This window comes from Bradyrhizobium tropiciagri (genome assembly GCF_018130545.1).
GTDB classification, from domain to species: Bacteria; Pseudomonadota; Alphaproteobacteria; order Rhizobiales; family Xanthobacteraceae; genus Bradyrhizobium; species Bradyrhizobium tropiciagri_A.
On the sequence record NZ_JAFCKF010000002.1, the window covers coordinates 703,919 to 727,823 of the forward strand.

The 23,905-nt window shown below is 64.4% G+C and carries 22 protein-coding genes; 8 read left to right on the top strand and 14 right to left on the bottom strand.

All coding sequences use genetic code 11. The annotated features are described in order from the left end of the window. Positions 1-2 precede the first annotated feature (2 nt). Positions 3-1,136 carry an efflux RND transporter periplasmic adaptor subunit gene (locus tag JQ616_RS09930; protein WP_212014002.1) on the bottom strand — a complete coding sequence of 378 codons (1,134 nt, stop codon included), beginning with the start codon at positions 1,134-1,136 and terminating at the stop codon, positions 3-5. Positions 1,137-1,412: 276 nt separating this feature from the next. Here JQ616_RS09930 and JQ616_RS09935 point away from each other — a divergent pair, with 276 nt between their 5' ends. Further along, positions 1,413-1,817: a GNAT family N-acetyltransferase gene (locus tag JQ616_RS09935; RefSeq protein WP_212014003.1), complete on the top strand. Its 405-nt coding sequence runs from the start codon at positions 1,413-1,415 to the stop codon at positions 1,815-1,817. A 10-nt stretch (positions 1,818-1,827) separates the two neighbouring features. Continuing rightward, on the top strand, positions 1,828-2,625 hold the full coding sequence (xth, locus tag JQ616_RS09940; protein WP_212014004.1) for an exodeoxyribonuclease III: 798 nt from the start codon (positions 1,828-1,830) through the stop codon (positions 2,623-2,625). A gap of 11 nt (positions 2,626-2,636) precedes the next feature. Here the strand turns inward: xth and JQ616_RS09945 are convergent, their stop codons facing one another. The 3 genes from JQ616_RS09945 to JQ616_RS09955 are packed head-to-tail and all read right to left on the bottom strand — an operon-like array spanning position 2,637 to position 5,686. Next, positions 2,637-3,668: an L-idonate 5-dehydrogenase gene (locus JQ616_RS09945; protein ID WP_212014005.1), complete on the bottom strand. Its 1,032-nt coding sequence runs from the start codon at positions 3,666-3,668 to the stop codon at positions 2,637-2,639. A gap of 41 nt (positions 3,669-3,709) precedes the next feature. Next, entirely contained in the window at positions 3,710-4,477 is a 768-nt protein-coding gene (locus JQ616_RS09950; protein WP_212014006.1) for a glucose 1-dehydrogenase, read from the bottom strand. Between the two features lie 9 nt (positions 4,478-4,486). Beyond that, positions 4,487-5,686 carry a mandelate racemase/muconate lactonizing enzyme family protein gene (locus JQ616_RS09955; protein ID WP_212014008.1) on the bottom strand — a complete coding sequence of 400 codons (1,200 nt, stop codon included), beginning with the start codon at positions 5,684-5,686 and terminating at the stop codon, positions 4,487-4,489. A 179-nt stretch (positions 5,687-5,865) separates the two neighbouring features. Here JQ616_RS09955 and JQ616_RS09960 point away from each other — a divergent pair, with 179 nt between their 5' ends. Both JQ616_RS09960 and JQ616_RS09965 read left to right on the top strand, forming a co-directional pair. Continuing rightward, complete coding sequence (locus JQ616_RS09960) at positions 5,866-6,630, top strand: GntR family transcriptional regulator (RefSeq protein ID WP_212014010.1); 765 nt, start codon at positions 5,866-5,868, stop codon at positions 6,628-6,630. A 28-nt stretch (positions 6,631-6,658) separates the two neighbouring features. Further along, the gene (locus JQ616_RS09965) at positions 6,659-8,023 is read left to right on the top strand and encodes an MFS transporter (RefSeq protein ID WP_212014012.1); all 1,365 of its coding nucleotides are present in this window, start codon (positions 6,659-6,661) and stop codon (positions 8,021-8,023) included. 38 nt (positions 8,024-8,061) lie between these two features. On the opposite strand, the gene JQ616_RS09970 is transcribed toward JQ616_RS09965, so the two are convergent. The 3 genes from JQ616_RS09970 to JQ616_RS09980 all read right to left on the bottom strand — a co-directional run bounded on the left by JQ616_RS09970 (position 8,062) and on the right by JQ616_RS09980 (position 12,699). Continuing rightward, entirely contained in the window at positions 8,062-8,898 is an 837-nt protein-coding gene (locus JQ616_RS09970; protein ID WP_212014014.1) for a tetratricopeptide repeat protein, read from the bottom strand. Beyond that, positions 8,885-10,609: a dihydroxy-acid dehydratase gene (gene ilvD / locus JQ616_RS09975; RefSeq protein WP_212014796.1), complete on the bottom strand. Its 1,725-nt coding sequence runs from the start codon at positions 10,607-10,609 to the stop codon at positions 8,885-8,887. The genes JQ616_RS09970 and ilvD overlap by 14 nt, the downstream gene beginning before the upstream one ends. Before the next feature lie 512 nt (positions 10,610-11,121). Next, the gene (locus JQ616_RS09980) at positions 11,122-12,699 is read right to left on the bottom strand and encodes a sensor domain-containing diguanylate cyclase (RefSeq protein ID WP_349629975.1); all 1,578 of its coding nucleotides are present in this window, start codon (positions 12,697-12,699) and stop codon (positions 11,122-11,124) included. A gap of 331 nt (positions 12,700-13,030) precedes the next feature. On the opposite strand from JQ616_RS09980, the gene JQ616_RS09985 reads away from it, so the two are divergent. Next, complete coding sequence (locus JQ616_RS09985; RefSeq protein ID WP_212014018.1) at positions 13,031-13,213, top strand: hypothetical protein; 183 nt, start codon at positions 13,031-13,033, stop codon at positions 13,211-13,213. A gap of 238 nt (positions 13,214-13,451) precedes the next feature. Here JQ616_RS09985 and JQ616_RS09990 read toward each other — a convergent pair whose 3' ends face one another. The 4 genes from JQ616_RS09990 to JQ616_RS10005 all read right to left on the bottom strand — a co-directional run bounded on the left by JQ616_RS09990 (position 13,452) and on the right by JQ616_RS10005 (position 19,249). Continuing rightward, positions 13,452-14,366 (bottom strand): hydroxymethylglutaryl-CoA lyase, encoded by a 915-nt coding sequence (locus JQ616_RS09990; RefSeq protein WP_212014021.1) that lies wholly within the window; start codon positions 14,364-14,366, stop codon positions 13,452-13,454. Next, a complete protein-coding gene (locus tag JQ616_RS09995) occupies positions 14,363-16,372 on the bottom strand; it encodes an acetyl/propionyl/methylcrotonyl-CoA carboxylase subunit alpha (protein WP_212014022.1) in 2,010 nt (669 codons plus the stop codon). Before JQ616_RS09995 ends, JQ616_RS09990 begins: the two co-directional genes overlap by 4 nt. A gap of 14 nt (positions 16,373-16,386) precedes the next feature. Then, positions 16,387-17,991 (bottom strand): carboxyl transferase domain-containing protein, encoded by a 1,605-nt coding sequence (locus JQ616_RS10000; protein ID WP_212014023.1) that lies wholly within the window; start codon positions 17,989-17,991, stop codon positions 16,387-16,389. Between the two features lie 85 nt (positions 17,992-18,076). Further along, a complete protein-coding gene (locus JQ616_RS10005; protein WP_212014025.1) occupies positions 18,077-19,249 on the bottom strand; it encodes an isovaleryl-CoA dehydrogenase in 1,173 nt (390 codons plus the stop codon). Positions 19,250-19,435: 186 nt separating this feature from the next. On the opposite strand from JQ616_RS10005, the gene JQ616_RS10010 reads away from it, so the two are divergent. Together JQ616_RS10010 and JQ616_RS10015 are read left to right on the top strand one after the other, a co-directional pair. Beyond that, positions 19,436-20,083, top strand: coding sequence for a TetR/AcrR family transcriptional regulator (locus JQ616_RS10010; RefSeq protein WP_212014026.1), 648 nt, complete (start codon positions 19,436-19,438; stop codon positions 20,081-20,083). Between the two features lie 2 nt (positions 20,084-20,085). Next, on the top strand, positions 20,086-20,583 hold the full coding sequence (locus JQ616_RS10015) for an Lrp/AsnC family transcriptional regulator (RefSeq protein WP_212014027.1): 498 nt from the start codon (positions 20,086-20,088) through the stop codon (positions 20,581-20,583). A gap of 26 nt (positions 20,584-20,609) precedes the next feature. On the opposite strand, the gene JQ616_RS10020 is transcribed toward JQ616_RS10015, so the two are convergent. Continuing rightward, complete coding sequence (locus JQ616_RS10020) at positions 20,610-20,915, bottom strand: ETC complex I subunit (RefSeq protein WP_212014028.1); 306 nt, start codon at positions 20,913-20,915, stop codon at positions 20,610-20,612. Between the two features lie 242 nt (positions 20,916-21,157). Between JQ616_RS10020 and JQ616_RS10025 the strand changes: the two genes are divergently transcribed. Next, entirely contained in the window at positions 21,158-22,321 is a 1,164-nt protein-coding gene (locus JQ616_RS10025; RefSeq protein WP_212014029.1) for an OpgC domain-containing protein, read from the top strand. A gap of 9 nt (positions 22,322-22,330) precedes the next feature. Here JQ616_RS10025 and JQ616_RS10030 read toward each other — a convergent pair whose 3' ends face one another. Both JQ616_RS10030 and JQ616_RS10035 read right to left on the bottom strand, forming a co-directional pair. Beyond that, positions 22,331-23,224, bottom strand: coding sequence for a VOC family protein (locus JQ616_RS10030; RefSeq protein ID WP_212014030.1), 894 nt, complete (start codon positions 23,222-23,224; stop codon positions 22,331-22,333). After that, positions 23,214-23,633, bottom strand: a complete 420-nt coding sequence (locus JQ616_RS10035; protein WP_212014031.1) for a hypothetical protein — start codon at positions 23,631-23,633, stop codon at positions 23,214-23,216. The genes JQ616_RS10030 and JQ616_RS10035 overlap by 11 nt, the downstream gene beginning before the upstream one ends. Between the last annotated feature and the right edge of the window lie 272 nt (positions 23,634-23,905).

The following is a 23,905-nucleotide window of genomic DNA, read 5'->3' on the forward strand; positions in this document are numbered from 1 at the left end:
GGTCAGGCTCCGGCCTTGCGCGCCCGCAACTCGACCCGCGATCCCTCCGACAGCAGCAGCTGGCCGTCGACGACGATGCTTTCGTCACCCGCCAGTCCGTCAGAAATGACCGATGAGCCCTGGAAGGTGCGATCGACCTTGACCGGTTGGATCTTGGCGACGCCGTCCTTCACGACGAAGACGAAATTGCCGTTCTGGCTGCGCTGGACGGCGACCGTCGGCACCACGACCGCGTCCTCGCTGCGGATGATCAGCTTGGTCTGCACGATGGTGCCGGGCCACAGCGTCTCGCTGGCATTGCTCATGATGCCGCGCACGGTGACCATGCCGGTGGTCGCATCGACCGAGTTCTCGACCATCGCGACCTTGCCGCTCTCGGAACGCTGATGGCCGGGAATGGTCGCGATCACCTTGGGATCGCCCTTCCCCATCGCGTCGCGCAGATCGACCAGCGCCCGCTGCGGGATCGCGAAGGTGACGTAGACCGGCGCCATCTGGTTGATCACCGCGAGCGCCTGGGTGTCGGCAGGGCGGACGAAGTTACCGACCTTGACGTTGGCGGCGCTGATCCGTCCCGCGAACGGCGCGCGGATCACGGTGTAGCTTTTCTGGACACGAAGGTTTTCCAGCGCGAACTGGTCGGCCTTGATGGTGCCGATCAGGACGTCGGACTGGGTTTTCGCGTTGTCGAGATTGACCTGGGTGGTCGCGCCCTTACCGACGAGTTCCGTGTAGCGGCGAAGGTCGCGCTGCGCGCCCTCGAGCTGGGCCTGATCGCGGGCCAGCACGCCCTCGGCCTGTTCGATCTGGGCGTCGATCTGCCGCGCGTCGAGCATGAACAGCAGGTCGCCCTCATTGACCCTGGCGCCGTCCTCGAAATGCACCGAGACGATGGTGGTCTCCAGCCGCGATTTCAGCGCCACGCTGGAGATCGGCGTGACCTGTCCGATCGCATCGACATCGACCGGCACCGATTTGCGTTCGGCCTTGGCGAGATCCACCGACACCACACGTGGCCGCGGGGTCCCCTGCGCGGTGGCGGGGTTGCCACCCATCCAGGAAGCGCGGGTCAGGTAAGCCGCCCCGGCGGCAATGCCGAGAACGGCGATAGTCAGGACCAAATTGCGTTTTTTCATATGCTTTGCACGTGCGCCGCCGGCCACCCTTGAAGGCCGGGACGCGTCGTCACTCCCCCGTCGGCAATTGTTACGCCTTGTTTCTGGAGGGTTAGCACAGGCGGACCGCCCATGGTATGCCACCCAAGTGAAATAGTCGGCCTTTGGTCCGGTCCCGGCGCGCGCGTCGCCGGGAATTCGGGCATAGGTGTCGCCTCGTCGAACTTTCCGAATCGCTACCTCATGTCGGCCTCAGTCCTTATCTGCCCTTGGGAACAAGCCCGCGAGCGCTCCCATGTGATCCGCACCAGCGTCTTTGTCGAGGAACAGGGCGTCCCGGCGGAACTGGAATTGGACGACATGGACGCCTTGAGCTGGCACGCGCTGGCGTTCGCCGAGGACGGCGCGCCCGTCGCCACGGGTCGGCTGCTGCCGGACGGCCACATCGGCCGCATGGCCGTGCTCAAGTCGGCGCGTGGCACGGGTATCGGCGCCCGCGTGCTGGACGCATTGATGGCCAAGGCCGCCGAACTCGGCTATCCCGAATTGATCCTCGTCGCGCAGACGCAGGCGGAGCCGTTCTACGCGCGCGTCGGTTTCGAGCGGGTCGGCGTGGAATTCGAGCAGGTCGGTATCCCACACATCGAGATGCGGAAACGCTTGGTCCAAGCGGGGCGCCCGGTCGTGCGCCCCATCACATGAAGGATGCCCGATGACAGTTCGCATCGCGACGTGGAACGTCAACTCGGTCCGGCAACGGATCGAACTTCTGGTCGCCTGGCTGAAGGAGTGTTCCCCCGACATCGTCTGCTTGCAGGAGATCAAATGCGTCGACGACGCGTTTCCCCGGCTCGAGATCGAGGCGCTCGGCTATAATGTCGTCACCCACGGCCAGAAAACCTTCAACGGCGTCGCGCTGCTCTCGAAGCTGCCGTTCGACGAGACCAAATCGGGCCTCGCCGGCGACGACGAGGACGCCCATGCCCGCTTCCTCGAAGGCGTGGTCACGCTGAAGCAGGGCGTGGTGCGGGTGGCGTGCCTTTATTTGCCCAATGGCAACCCCGCGAATACCGACAAATATCCCTACAAGCTCAAATGGATGTCGCGGCTTCTTGAGTACTCGCGGGAGCGGCTTAAGGCCGAGGAGCCGCTGATCCTGGCCGGCGACTTCAACGTCATTCCGGCGGCTCGCGACGTCTACAATCCGGCTGCGTGGGTCGATGACGCCCTGTTCCGCCCGGCGACCCGCGAGGCCTTCCAGTCGCTGCTCGGCCTCGGCCTGACCGACGCGCTGCGCGCGGTCAATGATGAGCCCGGCCAGTACACCTTCTGGGACTACCAGGCCGGCGCCTGGCAGAAGAACTGGGGCCTGCGCATCGACCACCTGCTGATGTCGCCACAGGCCAGCGACCGGCTGATCGATGTCGGCATCGACAGCTATGTCCGCGCCTGGGAGAAGCCATCCGACCACGTTCCGGTCTGGGCCGATCTCGATTTCGAGACCACCTGATCCGGATGACCTTAGAAGACCAGCTGCACCTTCATCGAGCGCGAGCGGTCGCTGGCGAGTTCGAAGGCATCGACCGCGGATTCGAACGGGACCGAGGCCGACAGCAGTGGCTTCAGGTCGACCAGCCCCTCACCCATCAGCCGCAGCGCGAGCTCGAACTCGGGATCGAAGCGGAACGTGCCGCGAAGCTGCAGCTCCTTGGCAACAATGGTGTTGATCGGCAGCGTCACCTCGCCGCCGAGTCCGACCTGCACGATGACGGCCCCCGGTCGCAGCAGATCAAGCGCCGAGCGCAGGGCAGCCTGATTGCCTGATGCCTCGAACAACACATCGAGCTGGCCCTTGCCGGCCTTGTAGGGATCGAGCGCGGCGGCATCCGTTGCACTGTTGATCGCCTTCGTCGCGCCGAGCTTGCGGGCAACCGCCAGCGGCGCTTCGGCAATATCGGTCGCGACGATCTCGGCCGCGCCACCATAGCGCGCGACCACAACCATCAGCGCCCCGATCGGCCCACAGCCCGTAACCAGCACCCGCTTGCCGAGCAGGCTGCCCGCCTGGCGGCCGGCATGCAGACAGACCGCGAACGGTTCGGCCATTGCCGCCTCGGCGAACGACAGGCTTTCAGCAATCGGGATCGCCTGCGAGGCATCGACCGTGATGAATTCGCGGAAGCCGCCCTGCACATGGGGGAAGCGCATCGCGCTGCCGAGGAAGCGCATGTCGGTGCATTGGTTGCGCATGCCCTCGCGGCAATAGGAGCACTGCCCGCACGGCAGACTCGGATTCACCGCCACCCGCATTCCCGGACGCAGTTGTGAGATGCCTGAGCCGACGTCGGCAATCGTCCCGGAAATCTCGTGCCCCAGCGCCATCGGCTGCTGGATCCGCACCGTGCCGAAGCCACCGTGATGATAGTAATGCAGGTCCGAGCCGCAGATGCCACCGGCCGCGATCTTGACCCGCACCTGGTTCGGCGCCGGCGCGGGATTCTCGAAGCTGTCGATCCGCAAATCGTGGGGAGCGTGGATGACGACGGCGCGCATGTGTTCAGTCCCTTTATTGGTGGCCGATTGGATCGATGCGACTACATCGCCGCCAGCATGCCGCCGTCGACATAGATGATTTGGCCGTTGACGTAGTTGGATGCCTCCGAGGCCAGGAAGATCGCAGTGCCGACGAGCTCGTCCGGCTTCCCCCAGCGCTTCGACGGGATGCGGGACATCAGCCAGTTGTTGAACTCGGGGTTCGCCATCAGCGCCTCGTTCATGTCGGTCAGCATGTAGCCCGGTCCGATGGCGTTGGCCTGGATGCCGCTCTGGGCCCATTCCACGGCCATCGAGCGCGTCAGGTTACGGATGCCGCCCTTCGCCGCCGTATAGGGCGCGATGGTCGGACGCGCCAGTTCGCTGCCGAGCGAGCCGATATTGATGATCTTGCCGTGCTTGCGGGCGATCATCCGCTTGGCAGCCTCGCGCCCAATGACGAAGGCACTCGTGAGGTTGGTCTCGATCACCTTGCGCCATTCCTCGGTGGTGAATTCCACCAACGGCTTGCGACGCTGAATGCCGGCATTGTTGACAAGAATATCGACCGCGATGCCCTCGCGGTCGAAGCGCTCGAAAGTCGCGACGATCGCGGCCTCGTCGGTCACATCGAACGCTGCGCCGTCAGCCTTATGGCCTGCCGCGCGAAACTCGGCGACTGCGCTCTCCACGCGGGCCGGATCGACGCCGTTGATGATCAACCGCGCGCCGGCCTTCGCCATGCCTTCGGCGATGGCGCGCCCGAGGCCGCGGGAGGAGCCGGTCACGAGCGCCGTGCGGCCAGAGAGATCGAACAAGGCGGTGCTCATATGAGGTCCTCAAACGTTGGAGCGGCGAACGGTCAGGTCGGACCGGTCGAAGACAGCGGGAAGCAGATCGACGCCGAGCCCCGGCCCTTCCATCGGATAGACATAGCCATCCTTGATCACGGGCATGGTGGTGACAAGCTCGTTGTACCAGCCCTTGTAGAACGCGCGCACCGACTCCTGGATCAGCGTGTTCGGCTGGCTGAACGACATGTGGATCGCGGCGATGAAGCCGACCGGTCCGATGCAGTCATGCGGCGCGAACGGCCGGTGATAGGTCTCGGCCATCGCCGCGATCTTGCGGCCTTCGGTAAGACCGCCGGTCCAGCACAGATCGGCCATCACCACATGCATGGCGTCACGGTCGAGCATGTCCTTGTAGGGAAAGCGCGAGCCGAGCGTCTCGCTGGCGCAGACCCAGACGTCGGTCGAGCGCGCATATTCAGCAAGCGCCTGCGGCGAATTCATGCGGATCGGGTCCTCGTACCAGGTCGGCTTGTAGGGCTCGAGCGCACGCGCGATCTGCTTTGCGGTCGGCAGGTTCCACAGCGAGTGGAGCTCGACCATGATTTCCATCCGGTCGCCGACGGCCTTGCGGATCTTCTCGAACGGCTCGATCGCCTGCTTCATCTGCGCCGCGGTGATATAGAGGCCCTTGTTCTCCTGCGCCGCCGGATCGAACGGCCAGATCTTCATCGCCGATATGCCGCTCTCCAGCAGGCTCTCGGCGAGCGCGTCGGCCCGGTTCATGAATCCGTCGAGGTCTTCATACGGCCCCTGCGCTCGGCCGAGATTCCAGTTCGAGACCGGGCTGATATTGGTCGAGCGGACGTAGCTCGTCCCGGCGCAGGTGTTGTAGATGCGCTGCTTGTCGCGGCAGAGACCGCCAAGCATCTGGTGCACCGGCTGGCCGCAAACCTTGCCGAACAGATCCCAGAGCGCAATGTCGATCGCGGAGGCAGCGCGATACTCGACGCCGGTCGAGGACTGCGCCATCGGCAGATTGAGCATGTCGCGGTGGATCGCCTCGATATGCAGCGGGTTGCGCCCGAGCAGCCGCCCGGCAAAGGTGTCGTGGATCTGCGCCTCGATCGCACCGGCGCCGTAGAAGGTCTCGCCCAGCCCGATCAGCCCGGTATCCGTGTGGATGCGGACCCAGATGACATTGGCGAATTCGTCCGTGCGCAGCGTCTCGATCGAGGTGATCTTCATCGCGATGTTCTCCCGGAACCCGCATGCGCACGGGCGCTTGTTCTTGATTGCGAACACGGCCCCGTTGTGGAGGCCGGCGGGGTCATTGATACGGCCGCTTGTAATATTTCACAACATGTTTTAAGCGATGACGATCAATCGGGCTCACGCGATGGACGCGGGCCGGCGGGAGGAAGCGAATGGTACGGCGCAAGCGCGCGCTTGAAATCGTGCGTCCCGGCGACGGGGACGCGGCGCCCGGCCGACGCAACCGCATCAACTTTTTTGAGCTTGCCTATCAGCGGATCGAGGATCTGCTGGTCAATTGCGAACTCCGGCCGGGCCAGTTCCTCACCGTGCAGGACCTGCAGACCCTCACGGGCTTCGGCCGCACGCCGGTGCACAACGCCGTCAGCACGCTGGCCGCCGACACGCTGATCATCATTCGTCCGCGCCATGGCCTGCAGATCGCGCCGATCGACCTGGCGCGCGAGCGTCTGCTGCTGGCGCTGCGACGCGATCTCGAACGCTTCGTCATCCGCCTCGCCGCAGAGCGCGCCAGCCTCTCGCATCGCAATCAGGCCCTGCACATCGAGCGTGTGATGAAGGACAAGCGCGCGACGCTGAGGCTCGACGAGTTCAACAACCTCGACCGCCGCGTCGACAGCCTCATCCTTGCCGCCGCAGGCGAGCCCTTTCTCGCCCACACACTGCGGCCGTTGCACACACTCTATCGCCGCATCGGCTTCATCCATCACAGCTACATGCCCGGACAGGCCGACCTGTCTGGCACCATCGACAGCCATCTCGCCATCCTCAACGCGGTGGCCAACCGCCGCGTCGACCGTGCGATGGCGGCGAGCGACGCGCTGATCGATTACATGGACACGATGTTCGAGGGCATGGAAGCCGGCATCGATCCGCGGCTGCTCGATTGCAGCATCGAGCCCCTGCTCGGCGCATAACATTTCAACGGACAACGGGAGCAAAGCAATGACCACGATGGCACTTCCGCAGCAGGGCGCGATCGACAGCGCGGTCCGCCACCTCGTCACCAACTATAGCCCGAAGGGCAACAAGGTCGGCTGGCTGATGATGGCCTCGATCCTGGTCGAGGCCTGGGATCTCTATTCGATCGCCTTCGTGCTGATCTTCATCAAAGAGCAGTACAATCCCGATCCTCTGATGCTGGGGCTCGCCGCGGCCGGCACGCAGGGCGGCGCACTGATCGGAGCCCTCATCGGCGGCTGGCTGTCGGACAAGATCGGCCGCCGCGTGATGTTCATCTCGACAATGATCATGTTCATCGTGCTGGCGCTGGCGCAGGCCGTGGTGCCCAACGTGACCTGGCTGATCGTGATCCGCTTCCTGCTCGGCATTCCGCTCGGCAGCGACATCTCGACCGGCTACACCTACATCATGGAATCCATGGCCAAGGGCGAGCGCGAGGTCATGGGCAACCGCTGGCAGTTCATGTTCGCGGTTGGCGAGGTGCTGACGATCGGCGTCATCATCCTGTTCCTGCTGACCGAGATGCACCACGAAACGCTGTGGCGCGTCACGCTCGGCCTCGGGGCAGTTCCCGCGCTGATCATCCTGGTCATGCGCCACGACGTGCCGGAAACCGCGGTGTGGCTGGTGCAGCGTGGCCGCTTCCGCGAGGCCAAGCAGGTCGCGCGGCACATGTACAACGACGATCTGGCGATGCTGCCCGACCAGGACGTGGTCATGCCGAGGCCGCGTACGTCCGCGTTCATTGCCGACTTGCGCAAGGATCCGATCCGCTGGCGCGCGACGCTGTACGGCTGGATCGCCTGCTTCGCACAGGGCAGCGAATTCTCCACCTTCGCGTTCTATCTGCCGGTGCTGTTCGCGATGGTCGGAGTTTCCTCGATCCTCGGCAACAACCTCGTCACCATGGCGCTATTCACGTTCGCCGCGGTGTCAGGCTGGGTCGGACCGCTGCTCACGCCGAAGATCGGTCACCGTGGTATCGCGATCGCGGGCTTCGCGATTGTGCTCGCCTCGCTGCTGGTCGCCGCCGCCGCGCTCTACACCGGCCACAAATACATCCTGCCGTTCGCCGCCGCCGCGATGCTGTGGGGTCATTATTGGGACGCCTCGAACTGCATGACGATCCCGACCATGGTCGCCAAGCCGCAATATCGCGGCACCGCGTCTGGCTTCGCCTACATGTTCGTGAAGCTGCCGTCGTTCCTGGCAATCTTCCTGTTCCCGTCGCTGTTCGAGGCGATCGGACAGGCCAACGCGACGCTGCTGGTCGCGATCTTCCCGTTGATCGGGCTGCTCGCCGCGATCTTCATCCTGCCGGAGGTCTATGGCTACGAGCAAGACTGACGGCATCAGGGCCGTCAGGGAATTAGTCCCGGCGGCCTTTAATCGCGGCGGCCCTGCACCCAGTGCTCGAGCATCTGCAGTGCCATCGCGCGGTCGTCCTCGGAGGCCTTGGCGATCGCCCGGTTATAGCTTTCCTTGATCCAGGCCTCGTCCGGCGTGGCGCTGTCACGCGCCAGCGTCAGCCACATCAGGCCACGTGCCCGCTGCGGCGGGAGCCGGTCGCCGTTGAACAGCATCTGGCCAAGCAGCGCCTGCGCCTGATGCTGACCCTTCTGGGCGGCCAGACCGAGCCAGCGCGCGCCATAGCGGAAATCATCCCGCGAGGCGTCCGGGGTCTTCAGATACAGCCGGGCCAGATCGTACTGGGCGTCGGCATTGCCGAAATAGGACGCGGCATAAGAGAACATCTCCCGCGCCCGCTCGGTATCCGCCTTCACCTTGGAATTGGGAATGCCGCTCAGATAGTAGCGGCCGAGCGCGACGAAGGCGTTGGCCACGATCGAGGCCTGCGGCGCCGACGGCGAATCCTCGGCATGCGCATTGGCGATCCGGCTGAAATACTCAAAGGCGCGCATGTCGTCCTGGGTGACGCCGTCACCCTCGGCGTACATCTTGCCGAGCTTCCACTGCGCCACGGGATGGCCGCCCTCGGCCTGGTATTGCAGCGTGCTGAAGGAGGAGGTCGGCGAGGTCGCCGTCGGAGCAACCGGCGTGGCGGCGCGCTTCAGCGCGGCGGCCGCACCGGGCTGCGGCGACACCACCGGAAGAACGGTATCCTGGGGGCTGACCGGAGCGCCGTCGAATCCGAATCCGGGGCCCGCCACCGGGATGGCCCCTAACGCAAACGCAAATATCGTACGCTTAAACGTCCGCATAACACTGTTTCTCGTACGCGCCACCCGGATGGGTGACTGCGCCATCCACCGCCGGCCCCACTTGTTCGGCGTACTTCCACAGCGCACCAGATGTGTGGTTAGTCGCCCGAGGGGCCCATTTGGTCTTACGATTTGCGAGCTCGGCGTCGCTCAATTTTACGTTAAGAGTGCCGACGACCGCATCGATCTCGATGATGTCGCCGTCCTGCAATAACCCGATCGGCCCGCCGACGGCCGCTTCAGGTCCAATATGTCCGATGCAGAAGCCACGGGTGGCGCCGGAGAACCGGCCATCGGTGATCAGGGCAATCTTGCCGCCCATCCCCTGCCCGGTCAGCGCCGCCGTGGTCGCCAGCATCTCCCGCATCCCGGGACCGCCCTTCGGCCCCTCGTAGCGGATCACAATCACTTCGCCTTCCTTGTAGGAGCGCTTCTGCACCGCCTCGAAGGCGTCTTCCTCGCGGTCGAAGCACCGGGCCGGACCGGTGAACTTCAGGTTGGACATTCCCGCGACCTTCACGATCGCACCCTCCGGAGCGAGATTACCCTTCAGCCCGACAACGCCACCTGTCACGGTGATCGGATTGTCGGCGGGCCGCACCACATCCTGGTGCGGATTCCATTTCACGCTTTTGAGGTTTTCGGCGATCGTTCGGCCAGTGACGGTGAGGCAATTCCCGTGCAGGTGGCCATGGTCGAGCAGCGTCTTCATCAGCAGCGGAATGCCACCTACTTCAAACATGTCTTTGGCAACATAACGGCCGCCCGGCTTCAAATCCGCGACGTAAGGAGTCTTTTTGAAGATTTCGGCAACGTCGAACAAATTGAATTTAATGCCGCACTCATGGGCGATCGCCGGCAGGTGCAGCGCAGCATTGGTCGAACCACCTGAGGCTGCAACGACAGCCGCAGCATTTTCAAGGGCTTCCCGGGTGACGATGTCGCGGGGACGGATGTTTTTCTCGATCAGCTCCATCACCTTCTCGCCGGCGGCGGCGCAGAAAGAGTCGCGGATCTCGTAGGGCGCCGGAGCCCCGGCCGAGTACGGTAGCGCGAGGCCGATCGCCTCGGAAACGGTCGCCATCGTGTTGGCGGTGAACTGGGCGCCGCAGGCGCCGGCCGACGGGCACGCCACCCGCTCGATCTCGTCGAGGTCTTCGTCCGACATGGCGCCGACCGAGTGCTTGCCGACCGCCTCGAACATGTCCTGCACGGTGACCGGCTGGCCGCGGAAATTGCCCGGCAGGATCGAGCCGCCATAGATGAAGATCGAGGGCACGTTGAGCCGGACCATCGCCATCATCATGCCCGGCAACGACTTGTCGCAGCCGGCGAGCCCGACCAGCGCGTCATAGGAATGGCCGCGGACGGTCAGCTCGACCGAATCGGCGATGCATTCGCGCGACGGCAGCGACGAGCGCATGCCGTCGTGGCCCATGGCGATACCGTCGGTCACGGTGATGGTGCAGAACTCGCGCGGCGTGCCGCCGGCCGAGGCCACACCCTTCTTCACCGCCTGCGCCTGGCGCATCAGCGAGATGTTGCAGGGAGCGGCTTCATTCCAACATGAAGCAACGCCGACAAAGGGTTGATGAATCTGGGCTGTCGTCAGCCCCATCGCGTAGAGATAGGAACGATGCGGTGCGCGCTCGGGGCCTTCCGTCACGTGACGGCTCGGCAGCCTGCCCTTGATGTTCGTCTTGCCGTCCATCGCGACCCTGTTCCGACGCTTTTTCCTGCGCTCTTCCTCCATCAACTCCGGAACCCGTAAAAATGTCCCGTCGTCGGAGCACTGGCTATTCAGCTAGGTGAATATCCTTTCATGTCAGGGTGTGGCCAAAAAGCGGCGTGACTACGGACCGGCTGCTTTTAGGGTTAAATGTTCAAGTCGTGTTGCGGTAGCGCAACAATCGTGGCCGCCGGGCAACCATGTATTACCAGTCCTTATGGGAACCTGACAGGCGCCTGACCAAAGTAGCCATAAGGTTGTTGTTTCGCAGCAGAGCTCGCCCGAGTTGTTGCTTGGTGGTCGCCCTCTCCTTGAAGAGGGCCCGCCGAAGCCGGGCGCAGATCGCACCGTGCAATGGGTAGAAAGCTCGGGGGTAGGACCACAGTGGCATCGGACCCGCACCTTCCACCCGTCGTCATTCCGGGCTCGACGCTTCGCGTCGCCCTCAGATCCGCAATCGCGCATCGGGAAATGACGAGGTAGTCGGGGCAACCTTACTCCGCCGCCAGCTTCGGTGGCGCCGGAGGCCCCCAGCACTCGATGCGATTGCGGCCGCGTTCCTTTGCCTGGTAGAGCGCGGCATCGGCGGCCTTCATCAGCGCATCGACCCCGGGCATGCTTGTGATGGCCTCGGCAATGCCGATGCTCACCGTTAGTTGCACCGGACGATCGTCCGCGCTCAGCGTCAGCCCTTCCGCCCGCTTGCGAATGCGCTCGGCGACAATTCGGGCCCGTGACAAGGTCGTTTCCGGCAGCAGGACCGCGAACTCCTCGCCGCCGACACGGCCCACCATGTCCGACTTGCGCTTGCCGCGAACGCAAATCTCGGCGACGGCCTTGATGGCCTCATCGCCGACCGCGTGACCGAACCGGTCGTTGATGCTCTTGAAGTGATCGATGTCGACCATCAGGACCGAGACCGAACGATAGTAGCGCTGGAACCGGCTCCACTCCGCATCCAGCGTGGTCAGGAAGTGCCTGCGGTTGAACAGTCCGGTAAGCGGATCGGTGATCGCAAGCACCTCGAGCTGTCGCGCGTTCCTGACCAGATCGGTGATGTCGACAAAGGTCAGCATGCGGCCGCCGTTTGCCATCGTCGAGCAATGGATCCTGATGTTGCGGCCGTCCGGCGTCTGGACGTCGCGCTTGTGATCGCCCGCCTTGATCTCGGCGATCCGCTTCGCCGGAAACGCCTTGACCTGGTCCGCCGTCGCGCCCGCCGGGACCGCCCGGCGACTGCGCGTGAGCAAGGTGACATAGGCCGGATGCCGCGCGACCTCCTCCTCGCTGACCTCCCAGAAATCGCGCATTCGCCGGTTGAGGAAGATCGCGTTGAGATCGCGATCGAGCAGGACGACGCCGTCCTCCACATTCTCGAGCGCGCCGGTCAGCACCTTCAGCTTGTCCGACGCGCGCACGATGTCGGTCACCGGCGTGTAGCTCACCATACGGCCGCCATCGGGCAGCGGCGTGCACTGGCACCGCACCACATCGCCATTGCTGCGCCTGAGATCGATCGGGCTCGGGTCCCCGATGCTGACGAGGCGGACCCGCTCGGCAAGGTAGGCCTGAAGCTGCTCAGCCGGCAGCTCATAGGCCATGGTCTTGCAGCCGTGCTGCATCAGATCGGTGAAGCTGGGGTTGCGGTCGGCCACCGCGTCCGGAAGCACCCACATGTTCCGGAACGCGCGATTGATGAACAGGGCTTTCAGCTCGGAATCCAGCAGCAGAATGCCGACCGGGATCTGGTCGACCGCGGCGCGCAACGCCAGCATGTGCCCGCGCAGGATATCGCCGCTACGCCGCTCCGGAATGGCGGCCGGTGCAGGCGCGGTGGCTGCGGGAGCTACAGCTGCGGGGGCAGCAACGTTCGCATGCGGCTCCTCAAAAGCCAGGCCGAGCTGGCGGTCCGACTGCCACAGCCGCTTGCACGGCTTCACTTGGTGGGTGGCGACGATCAACAATTGGACCTGGTCGGGAATGCCGACGACGCTTTCGAGTTCCACGGTCGCGCCGGTATCGGTGAGCTGCCGGACCGTGCAGTCAAAGGCCGACCGACCGAAATTGAACACGATTTTTCCGGCCAAAAACGTTCGGCCGCGGGAAGCTGACACCTGTCCGGACATGGCGGGACCACCTGGAGCACTTGCGAGCCCGCTCACATCAGCACGTTTGAGTCACCAAGCCATGAACGGTTTCGGGGGGATTGATCGGGAACCAAGACCGCGTGCACCGCAAAACGATGTCCGTCCTGCTGTCCTATGACCGCCGTTGGACCCACCACCGATCGGTCAATATCGCTGTCGCGAAGAATTTAGTTCTATCGTATAATTATTTTGTACTAGACGCCGTCGGAGGAGTAGCGTCGCAACTCCCTCAGTAACAGTCAGGGACGCGCCCGCCATGTCTGCCCTTCAAGCAAAGCTGGAACGATTTGAGATCCTCGCCAACGAATGCGAGCTGATCGCTAGCAGGACGCTGGATGGGAACAACCGCGAACTATACCAACGGCTGGGCGGGCACTATCGCGAGCTTGCGATCGATATGAAGAGCGTGATCGCGACGATCGACGGTACGGCAGCGTAAGAAAAAGGGCCGCTCGAAACAACAAGCGGCCCAAGTCTAGGGAGGAAACGCCCTCAAAGAGGGCGGCGACAGCGCGAGGCGCTGCCGCACAACATGCATATGGGTTAAGAAGCGAGCTTCGGGAGCCCAGACTGCGCAAGCCAGGGGCGCGACTTCTGCGCCTTGAATCTGCGCCTCCCAGCGCATACCTGCGAGCGGGGTCACTACGGCGAATACATCGCTCCATCCATCCTACGATTTACGATCCGCCGAGCCGCTTCCGCTTCGCGTTCAGCGCCGATGCAACGCGGCTCACCGGCGGGCGGCCGAGCAAACCGGCGACCTCATTCGTCGTGGCCAGCAGCCTGTCCATGTCGATGCCGGTTTTCACGCCCATGCCTTCCAGCATGTAGACGACATCCTCGGTCGCGACGTTGCCGGTGGCGCCGGGCGCATAGGGGCAGCCGCCGAGACCGCCGGCGGCGGCATCGATGACCCGGACGCCCTCTTCCATCCCGGCGTAGAGATTGGCGAGCGCCTGGCCATAGGTGTCGTGGAAGTGCATCGCGAGGTTGGCCACCGGGAGCTCAGCGCCGACGGCGCGCAGCATCTCCCTGGCCTTGAGCGGCGTGCCGACGCCGATCGTGTCACCGAGCGAGATTTCGTAGCAGCCGAGATCCCACAACCTCACCGCGAGGTCGGCGACCGCTTTCGGCTTGATCTCGCCGTCGAACGGACAGCCGAGCACGCAGGACACATAGCCGCGCACCTTGACGCCATCCGCCTTGGCACGCGCCAGCACCGGCTTGAAGCGCTCGATCGATTCCGCGACCGAGCAATTGATGTTGGCGCGCGAGAAGCCTTCGGAGGCCGCCGCGAATACCGAAACGACCTTGGCGCCGGCCGCGCGCGCGGCGTCATAGCCCTTCTCGTTCGGCACGAGCACGTGGAATTCGGCGCCCTTGACGTGGCTGACGCCGCGCAGCACCGCATCGGAGCTTGCCATCTGCGGGATCGCCTTCGGGGACACGAAGGCGCCGACCTCGACGGTGTTGAGCCCCGCCGCCACCAGCGCCTCGACAAAGGCGATCCGCGCCTCGACGCTGACCGGCGTCTTCTCGTTCTGCAGGCCGTCCCGCGGCCCCATCTCGACGATGTGGATCTGATCGCTCATGACGCGGCCGCAGGTTCGACCTCGGCGAGCTCGACGCCCTCACCGACGATGTCGCCGACCTTGCATTTGAGCTTCTTCAACACGCCGGCATAGGGCGCGCGCAGGGTCTGCTCCATCTTCATCACTTCCAGCGTCAGGATCGGCGCGCCCTTCTCGAGGGTTGCGCCCTCCTCGGCCAACAGCGCGACCACGGTGCCCGGCAGAGGTGCGACGATCTTGTCCTCGCCGACCTGCTCCTCGCTCTCGCCGCCGAACGGATCGACCCAGTGCAGGTCGAAGCGGCCGTTGCGGGTGCGCAGATAGAGCTCGTGGCCGTCGATGACCGAGGCGACGCGCGACTTGAGGCCGTTGAGCGTGAGGTCGAAGCCATCCTCGGCGGATGACGAGATCGCAAAGCCAAGCTCGCGCCCGCCGACCGAGAGCGTCGACGGTCCGTTGCCATAGTGCAGCGTGATGGTCTGCGCCGGCTCATGGCCCTGCCGGAACGAGAACACCCGCTGGCGGCGGCCCACCGGCATCCAGCCGAACGCCTGCCATGGCGAGTTCGCCTCACCGCGCGCCGCCTTCTGCTCGTCGTTGACGATCGCGGCGACCGCGGCGCAGAGCTCGAACTCGCCGGCGGCACCCGTGCTGGCGGTGAGGTTCTTCAGCTCGCGCTCGATGAAGCCGGTATCGATCGCATTGGCCCGGGTCGCCGGATGCGTCACCAGCGCCGACAGGAACGGGATGTTGGTGACGATGCCGCGGACATCGGTCTGCTCAAGTCCGTGATTGAGCTTCTCGATCGCGCCTTCGCGGGTCGGCGCCCAGGCGATCACCTTGGCGAGCATCGCGTCGTAGTACGGCGAGACGTTATCGCCGCTCCGATAGCCGGCATCGATGCGCAGGCCGTCGCCCTCCGGCGGCGTCCGCCAGGTCTTGATGCGGCCGACCGAGGGCATGAAGTTCTTCTGCGGATTCTCGGCGTAGACGCGCGCCTCGATGGCGTGCCCGTTCAGCTTGATCTCGTTTTGCTTCAGCGGCAGCGCCTCGCCGAAGGCAACGCGCAGCTGCCATTCGACCAGATCGACGCCGGTAATCAACTCGGTGACGGGATGCTCGACCTGCAGACGGGTGTTCATCTCGATGAAGAACACGTCCTTGCCGTCGGAGACGAACTCGATGGTGCCGGCGCCGACATAGTTGACCGCGCCGGCCGCCTTGCGCGCCGCCTCGCAGACGGCGTCGCGCTGCGCTGAGTTCAGGGTTGGCGACGGGGCCTCCTCGATCACCTTCTGGTGCCGGCGTTGCAGCGTGCATTCGCGCTCCCACAGCGAGAGCAGATGACCATGGCTGTCACCGATGATCTGCACCTCGATATGGCGGGGGTTCTGCACGTATTTCTCGATCAGCATGCGGTCGTCGCCGAACGCCGCCTTGGCCTCGCGCTTGGCGCTGGTGATCGCAGCCGATAATTCGGCCGCCGAATTGACCACGCGCATGCCGCGACCACCGCCGCCGGCCGACGCCTTGACCAGCACCGGGAATCCGATCCGGTTGGCGGCCTCCGCCAGGATCGCTTCGTCCTGAGCCTCGCCATGATAGCCGGGCACCAGCGGCACGCCGGCCTTCTCCATCAACGCCTTCGAGCCGGACTTCGAGCCCATCGCCGTCATCATCTCGGCGGTCGGGCCGACGAACACCAAACCGGCGTCAAGGCAGGCCTGCGCAAATTCGGCATTCTCAGACAGGAATCCGTAGCCGGGATGCACAGCTTCGGCGCCGGTTTCCTTGGCTGCCGCGATGACGCGCTCGATGTTGAGATAGCTGTCGCGCGCCCGTGCGGGCCCGAGCAGCACGGCCTCGTCGGCGAGCGCGACATGCATCGCGTCGCGGTCGGCCTCGGAATAAACCGCGACGGTGCGCAACCCCAGGGCGCGCGCCGAGCGGATGACGCGGCAGGCGATCTCGCCGCGGTTGGCGATCAGAAGCGAGCGGAAACGCCGGTACAGTTTTGAGCGGTCCATAATGAGATCCTGGGTCACATCCTGAACAGGCCGAACTTCGTCGGCTCGATCGGCGCATTGGCGGCGGCCGACAGGCCGAGCCCGAGCACAAGTCGCGTGTCGGCGGGATCGATCACACCGTCGTCCCAGAGCCGCGCGGTCGCGTAATAGGGATTGCCCTGCTTCTCGTACTGCGCGCGGATCGGCTCGCGGAATTTGTCCTCTTCTTCCGCCGACCAGCTGTCACCCTTGGCCTCGATGCCGTCACGCTTGACCTGGCTCAGCACCATCGAGGCCTGCTCGCCGCCCATCACGGAGATGCGGGCGTTCGGCCACAGCCAGAGGAAGCGCGGGCTGTAGGCGCGGCCGCACATGCCGTAATTGCCGGCACCGTAGGAGCCACCGATCACGACGGTGAATTTCGGCACGCCGGCGGTGGCAACCGCCGTCACCAGCTTGGCGCCGTCACGCGCAATGCCGCCGGCCTCATACTTCTTGCCGACCATGAAGCCGGTGATGTTCTGCAGGAACACGAGAGGGATGCCGCGCTGGCAGCACAGCTCGATGAAATGCGCGCCCTTCAGCGAGCTCTCGCTGAACAGGATGCCGTTGTTGGCGATGATGCCGACCGGATAGCCCCAGATATGGGCGAAGCCGCAGATCAGCGTGGTGCCGTAGAGCTTCTTGAACTCGTCGAACTCGGAGCCGTCGACGATCCGCGCGATGATGTCGTGGACGTCGAACGGCTTGCGGCCGTCGGCGGAGACCACGCCGTAGATCTCCTCGGCCGGAAACAGCGGCTCCTGCGGGGCACGCATATTCAGCGGTGCCTTGGCCGGCTGCTTCAGCGTGCCGACGATGCGGCGCGCGATGCCGATCGCGTGGGCGTCGTTCTGTGCATAGTGATCGGTGACGCCAGACTGCCGGGAGTGGACATCGGCGCCGCCGAGCTCTTCGGCGGTGACGACTTCACCGGTCGCAGCCTTCACCAGCGGTGGACCGCCGAGGAAGATGGTGCCCTGGTTGCGCACGATGATGCTCTCGTCGGACATCGCCGGCACATAGGCGCCGCCCGCCGTGCAGGAGCCCATCACGATCGCGATCTGCGGGATGCCCTGCGACGACATCTGGGCCTGATTGTAGAAGATGCGGCCGAAATGCCGCTCATCGGGAAAGATCTCGTCCTGCAGCGGCAGGAAGGCGCCGCCGGAATCCACCATGTAGACGCAGGGCAGATTGTTCTGCCGCGCGATGTCCTGGGCGCGCAGATGCTTCTTCACCGTCAGTGGGTAATAGGTGCCGCCCTTGATGGTGGCATCGTTGGCGACGATGATGCATTCGCGGCCCGCGATCCGCCCGACACCGGTGATGACGCTCGCCGAATGCACGTCACCGCCGTAGAGCCCGTTGGCGGCGAGCGGCGACAGCTCCAGGAACGCGGTGCCGGGATCGACCAGCAGATCGACGCGGTCGCGCGCCAGCATCTTGCCGCGTGAGGTATGCCGCTTGCGCGAGGTCTCGCCGCCGCCGCCGGCCACCTGGTTGAGTTTTTCGCGGAGCTCCGCGACCAGGCCACGCATCACCTCGGCGTTGCGGGCGAATTCCTGGGATGTGGGATCGATCGTCGAATGAAGCGGCATCGGTGTTGCACGTTTCGTTGGAGGAGCCGACAGGATTTTGGGAAAGCGGACCGCCGCGCCGAGGGCGCGACGGCGGGTGCGAGACTCAGGCCGTCTTGGCGAACAGCTCGCGGCCGATCAGCATGCGGCGGATCTCGCTGGTGCCGGCGCCGATCTCGTAGAGCTTTGCGTCACGCAGCAGCCGGCCGGTGGGATAGTCGTTGATGTAGCCGTTGCCGCCGAGCAGCTGGATCGCATCCAGCGCGCATTGGGTGGCCTTCTCGGCGGCGTAAAGGATCGCGCCGGCGGCGTCTTCGCGTGTGGTCTCGCCGCGGTCGCAAGCCTTTGCCACCGCATACACATAGGCACGCGAGGCGTTCATCGTGGTGTACATGTCGGCGATCTTGCCCTGCACCAGCTGGAACGAGCCGATCGGCTCGCCGAACTGCTTGCGCTCGTGGACGTACGGCAGCACGACATCCATGCAGGCCTGCATGATGCCGATCGGACCCGCCGCCAGCACGGCGCGCTCATAGTCGAGGCCGGACATCAGCACGTTGACGCCGCGACCGACCTCGGAGAGCACGTTCTCTTCCGGCACCTCGCAATCCTCGAACACCAGTTCGCAGGTGTCGGAGCCGCGCATGCCGAGCTTGTCGAGCTTCTGCGCGGTGGAGAATCCCTTCATGCCCTTTTCGATGATGAAGGCGGTCATGCCGCGCGGACCGGCATTCGGATCGGTCTTGGCATAGACCACCAGCGTATCGGCGACCGGGCCATTGGTGATCCACATCTTGTTACCGTTGAGGACGAAGCGATCGCCCTTCCGGTCGGCGCGGGTCTTCATCGAGACCACGTCGGAGCCCGCCCCGGGCTCTGACATCGCAAGCGAGCCGACATGCTCGCCTGAAATCAGCTTCGGCAGATATTTGCGCTTCTGCGCCTCGTTGCCGTTGCGGCGGATCTGGTTGACGCAGAGATTGGAATGCGCGCCGTAGGACAGCCCCACCGAGGCCGATGCGCGCGAGATCTCCTCCACGGCAATGCAGTGCTCGAGATAGCCGAGGCCGGAGCCGCCATACTCCTCCTCGACGGTGATGCCGTGCAGGCCGAGCGCACCGATCCTGGGCCAGAGGTCGCGCGGAAACTGGTTGGTGCGGTCGATCTCGGCTGCGCGCGGCGCGATCTCGTTGGTCGAGAAATCATGCACTGTCTCGCGGATCGCATCCGCGGTCTCGCCAAGGTCGAAATTGAAGATTGCCGCCTGGTTCGAGGCCATGATCCCTCCCGTGAGATTCATTCTGCAATTAAACGATCATACGTTTTTTTCTTGGCTTCGCAAGCAATCGTGCTAAGGTTTGGCAATGAAATCCGCAGTTCGTTGAATCTGTTGGGATTTCATGCAATAAACATACGGTCGTTCGCTTGTTTCCTGTGCTCAAGCCAACATTCCTCCGAGGCCCCGATGGCACGCACGATCGGCTCACACGGCCCCACCACGCTGGAGGCGATCCGCAAGGCCGGCGTGCGCCTGATCTTCGAGCACGGCTACGAGGCCATGAGCCTGCGCCAGCTCGCCGCCGAAGTCGGCATCCAGGCGGGCTCCCTCTACAACCATATCTCAACCAAGCAGGACCTGCTGTTCGATCTGGTGCAGGACCATATCAACGATTTGCTGCGCGAGCTTGATCTTGCGCTCGAAGGCAAGGCCGATCCAGTCGCGCAGCTGCGTGCTTTCGTCGCCTTCCACGTCACCTATCACATGACCCGCAAGCGCGAGGTCTTCATCGCCAATTCCGAGCTGCGCAGCCTCGATGCGAAGAACTACGACGCCGTGGTGGCGCTGCGCGGCGCCTATGAGGCGCGGCTGGCGCAGATCCTCACCGACGGCGCGGCCGAGGGCGTGTTCGAGGTGGTCGACATCCAGGTCGCGACCTTCGCCATCATCTCGCTGTTGACGGGGCTCTGCACCTGGTACCGCCCCGGCGGCCGCCTCACCCGCGATGCCATCATCGCGGCGCATGAGAAGCTGGTGCTGTCAGGCGTCGCGCCGCAGGCCGCGATCGGTCAGGCAGTTCGCAACAGCCTGCGGACCGCGGTTGCGGGTTCGTGACTGTGACAGAGCGCCCACAGCTTGATGACATCGACCTGCGGATCCTGGCCGAATTGCAGCGGGACGGACGGATCAGGATCAACGAGCTCGCCGAGCGGGTCGGCATAACAGCCCCGCCCTGCCTGCGCCGGGTCCGCGCGCTGCGCAGCCGCGGCGTGGTGCAGGCAATCCGTGCCACGCTCGACGAACGGCTGCTCGGCTATGAGGTGACGACCTTCGTCCTGATCCAGCTCGACAGCCAGACCCTGACCGCGATCGAGGCGTTCGAGGCTAATGTCGCAGCCGTGCCGCGCTTCCTGCAATGCTGGCGGATCTCGGGCGATGCCGACTTCATGCTCCGATGCGTCGCGCCGAGCGTCGACGACATGCGCCAGCAGCTGCTGCAGTTCGCAGGGCTACCCAATGTGCGTAAAATTCGAAGCTTTCCGGTGCTCGGCGTCTCCAAGGATGCGCCGCTGCCAATTCCGGGCGCCCTCGCCGCGCCAAGCGCTGCGGGCTGATCAGCGCCGGCCCCAATGGGCCAATCCTAGTGCGTCCAGGGCTCCCAGCGGCGGAACGCAAAATTGTCGGCATAGGCGACCTGGCGGTGCGCCGAATCCTTCGGCTCGATCACCTGGTAGGCAATGCCCTTGCGCTCGCAATAGGCCACCGCCTCCTCCTTGGTGTCGAAATGCAGCGTCAGCTGCTGCTTCATGTCGCTCGACGAGGTCCAGCCCATCAGGGGCTCCACGGTGCGCGGCTGCTCCGGCTCGTAATCCAGTTGCCACTCCTTGGTCTTGGCACGTCCCGATTGCATCGCGTTTTTGGCGGGCTTAAAAATGCGTGCGGTCATGGATGGTCGGCCCCGTGGGATAAGCGACATGGAAGCGGTAGACTTAGAAACGGTAGACTTGGAAGCGATTTGAAGGAAACTGCCGGGATAGTATAGAGACACCGTTCTACGAACTGATCGGTGATTCCTCGATCCCAGAGGTAGCCTTCGCCGGACCGGTATAATCATTCTACCGCGCTGTGACAATCAGGCCCGCGGCGCGGCCTTCTCGACAGCATCACCTCGAAGAAGCGGCGCGCCCCATGGAAATCCACGCTCACCTACCCGATAAAGGACGTGACCTCCGGCTCGACCTGTTCCGCGGGATCGCGAACTGGGCGATCTATCTCGATCACATCCCCGACAATATCGTGAACTGGATCACGACGCGGAATTACGGCTTCAGCGACGCCGCGGACCTGTTCGTCTTCATCTCCGGTTACACCGCATCCTTCGTCTATGCCCGCATGATGCTGGAGCGCGGCTTCGTCGTCGGCGCAACCCGGCTGACCAAGCGGGTCTGGCAGCTCTATGTCGCTCACATCATCCTGTTCGTGATCTACATCGCCTCGATCAGCTATCTGGCGCTGCGGTTCGGCGATTCCGAGATCATCAACGAGTTCAACGTCGCCGGCCTGGTCGACAACGCCACCGAGACGCTGCGCCAGGGCCTGTTCCTGAAATTCAAGCCGGTCAATCTCGACGTGCTGCCACTCTACATCGTGCTGATGGGCCTGTTCCCGCCGGTGCTGTGGATCATGCTGCGGCAGCCGAACTGGACCATGTTGGCCTCGCTCGCGCTGTGGCTGGTGTCGCGCCACATGGGCTGGAACCTGCCCGCCTACCCGGCCGGGACCTGGTACTTCAATCCGTTCGCCTGGCAGGTACTGTTCGTGTTCGGCTCGTGGTGCGCGATGGGCGGCGCGCGCGCCAACATGCACATCATCAATTCGCGCTACACGCTGTGGTTCTGCATCGCCTATCTGATCTTCGGGCTGGTCATGACGATGGCCGGACGCTTCCCGGAATTCGGCGCCCAGTTCCCGGACTGGCTGTATTCGGCGTTCAACCCGAACGACAAGACCAACCTCGCGCCCTATCGCTTCCTGCACTTCGTGGTCATCACGGTGCTGGTGATCCGCTTCGTCCCGAAGGACTGGGCGGCGCTTGAGTGGAAGGTGTTCGATCCGCTGATCGTCTGCGGCCAGCAGTCGCTCGCGGTGTTCTGCGTCGGCGTGTTTCTGTCCTTTGTCGGACATTTCGAGCTCTCGATGAGCTCGGGCTCGCTGTTCGCGCAGATTTTCGTCAGCATCTCAGGCATCGCGATCATGACGATCGTGGCCTATTACATCTCGTGGTCGAAGCGGCAGGACAAGCCGATCAAGCCGCCGGCACCGAAACCGGCGGCGCCGGCGAAGGCAGGCTGACGATCCACCTCACTTGCTGCCCGGCGGGCGTCCCCTGCCGGCAGGCTGGTCGCTCCGCCACCTGCCCTTGGACGTGAATGCATCGTAGCTGGTGGTCCAGCGGTACTCGGCCGCCGGCGCCTTCGCGATGCTGTCAGCGCTGCGCGCTCCCTCCAGGGCAAAGGTGGCGCCCTGCGGATCGAGGCAGCGGACGATCCAGCTCCCGCTCGGCAGCTCCAGCGGCCCTTCATAGACCTGTCCGCCGCCGGCGTTGACCCGCACGATGGCGGCGTCGACGTCGTCGACGTTGAAATAGTAGAGCCAGAACGCGATCGGCTCCAGCGGGCGCTTGTTGAAGATTCCGCCGACGGTCAGCCCGCCGGCCGAGAACATTTGATAGGTCTCGTCCGGGGCGTTGCCGCCATCGGCCGGCCGCCAGCCGAAAACCGCGCTGTAGAAACCAAACGCCTTGCGCCAGTCGGCCGCGAGCAATTCGTGCCAGCCAACGCGCCCAACGGCATCGAGACCGTCAGCAACCGGCCGGGCGACCTTTGATCCGCTCAGCAATCCGAACGTCGCCCGCTGCGGATCGGCGACGATGGCGACGCGGCCGATATTGGTGGCGGTCGGCGGCACGTAGACGGCGCCGCCGCGTTCCTGCATGCGCCGGACGACGAGATCAACGTCGTCGACACCGACATAGCCGATCCATCGCGGGGTCGCGCCCTGGCGCCTGCCCTCCTCAGGCAACTCCATCAGGCCGCTGCGGGCAAGCTCGCCGGACATGAACAATCTGTAAGGAAGCGCTGCTGTCGACGCATCCTTCGTCACCCAGCCGAGCACGCTGCGGTAGAAGGCACTCGCGCCCTCCACATCCGTGGTCAGCAGCTCGTACCACGCGAAGCTCGCGCCATCATCCGGCATGGCTATTTCTCGCTTCGGCGCCGGCGTGATCGCAATGCAGCATGGAAATTCTCGAAGTGTTAACGAACGTGGCCGGGCGCGCACGCAAGCCAATAATCGTGTTCATCAAGATGAACCTAGGAACGAAGATGAACGACAACACTTGATACACGCCAGCGCCTCGCGAGTGTGTGTGCGCAGCGTGTCTTGCATGCAGCTGCGACGGATTGTACAACTGCGCGAGAGTTGAATTCGACAACACGTCAGGAATGGAGGATGCGAGTATGGCACGAGTGAAGCAAGCCCCCAAGAGCAAGCGTGTCACCAGCAAGCGCGTGGCCAAGGCCGCGGTGCCCGCATTGGGCGCAGCCGGATTGACCTTCTCGCTGGTGGGAGCTGCATCGGCATCGACCGTGCCGGCAGCAGACATGCCGCAGACTCAAAAATACGCACCGACACAAGCCATCACACTCGGCGACGAAGAAATCGCCGACGTCAGCCTGGCGACGTTCCACCTGTTCGACAAGGAAGACGCCGGAGCCGGCGTTCAAGTCGCGTGGCGCGGATGCGGCGGCTGTCGGGGTTGCCGTGGCTGTCGCGGTTGCCGTGGCTGCCGCTGTGGCGGCTGCGGTGGTTGCGGTGGTGGCTGCTGCGTGTCGTGGGGCGCCTGCCGCCTCTGCTAATCGAGACAGCATCGCATTG